Annotated in this window: 1 protein-coding gene; it reads right to left on the bottom strand. The window is 64.7% G+C overall.

The window, feature by feature from the left end; all coding sequences use genetic code 11:
* A partial coding sequence (locus ACLIRY_RS27075) for a hypothetical protein (RefSeq protein WP_413208522.1) occupies positions 1-1,264 on the bottom strand: 1,264 nt, incomplete at both ends.

Here is a 1,264-nt window from a genome sequence, read left to right as displayed (position 1 = left end):
GGTTGGCCGCAGTCAGCGCCGTACCGATGGGAGCCGTCTCGTCCTGACCGAGGACCATTCCGCCAACCGAGACGTCTCCGGTCTGGTTAATGGTCAGGACCCCCTCTGACTGCAGATGGCCGGCGGCCCCGACGGTCAGGGTTTCGCCGGTCAGGCTGGTCCCGCTCTGGCCAATGATCTTGCCATCGTTGGTGGTTGTGCCACCGGCCGTCAGGGACAGGACCCCCTCTGACTGCAGATGGCCGGTGGCCCCGACGGTCAGGGTTTCGCCGGTCAGGCTGGTCCCACTCAGGCCGATGATCTTGCCATCGTTGGTGGTTGTGCCACCGGCCTTCAGGGACAGGACCCCCTCTGACTGCAGATGGCCGGTGGCCCCGACGGTCAGGGTTTCGCTGGTCAGGGTGGTCTCGCTCAGGCCGATGATCTTGCCATCGTTGGTGGTTGTGCCACTGGCCGTCAGGGACAGGCCCCCCTCTGACTGCAGAAGGCCGGTGGCCCCGACGGTCAGGGTTTCGCCGGTCAGGGTGGTCTCGCTCAGGCCGATGATCTTGCCATCGTTGGTGGTTGTGCCACTGGCCTTCAGGGACAGGCCCCCCTCTGACTGCAGATGGCCGGTGGCCCCGACGGTCAGGGTTTCGCCAGTCAGGGTGGTTTCGCTCAGGCCAATGATCTTGCCATCGTTGGTGGTTGTGCCACTGGCCTTCAGAGACAGGCCCCCCTCTGACTGCAGAAGGCCGGTGGCCCCGACGGTCAGGGTTTCGCCGGTCAGGGTGGTCCCACTCAGGCCAATGATCTTGCCATCGTTGGTGGTTGTGCCACTGGCCTTCAGGGACAGGGCACCCTCTGACTGCAGAAGGCCGGTGGCCCCGACGGTCAGGGTTTCGCCGGTCAGGGTGGCCTCGCTCAGGCCGATGATCTTGCCATCGTTGGTGGTTGTGCCACTGGCCTTTAGGGACAGGACACCATCGGACTCGATCTGCCCCGTAGTGCGGTTGGTCAAAGTGACGCCGAAAAGGGTCGTCGTCTCGAGCCCGGCGATCAAGCCGCCATTGTCGAGCAGACCATTATCCGGGGCAGCTGGGGCTCCGGCTTCCCCCAGGCTCACAGACAGGACCTTGCCGCTTTGCAACCAACCGTCCGCCCCTTGGACGAGGGATCGCGCCGACAGGGTCGTGGTATCCGCGCCCAGCAGGGTGCCGTCGTTTTTGGCCTGCTTCGTGACGATCAGGGAAAGGGCCTCCTTGGACTCCATCTTGCCCGTTTC

This window comes from Rhodospirillum sp. A1_3_36, from assembly GCF_047263945.1.
Taxonomy (GTDB): Bacteria; Pseudomonadota; Alphaproteobacteria; order Rhodospirillales; family Rhodospirillaceae; genus Rhodospirillum.
Note: the sequence above shows the minus strand (reverse complement) of the source record. Positions and strands in the feature narration are given on the sequence as shown.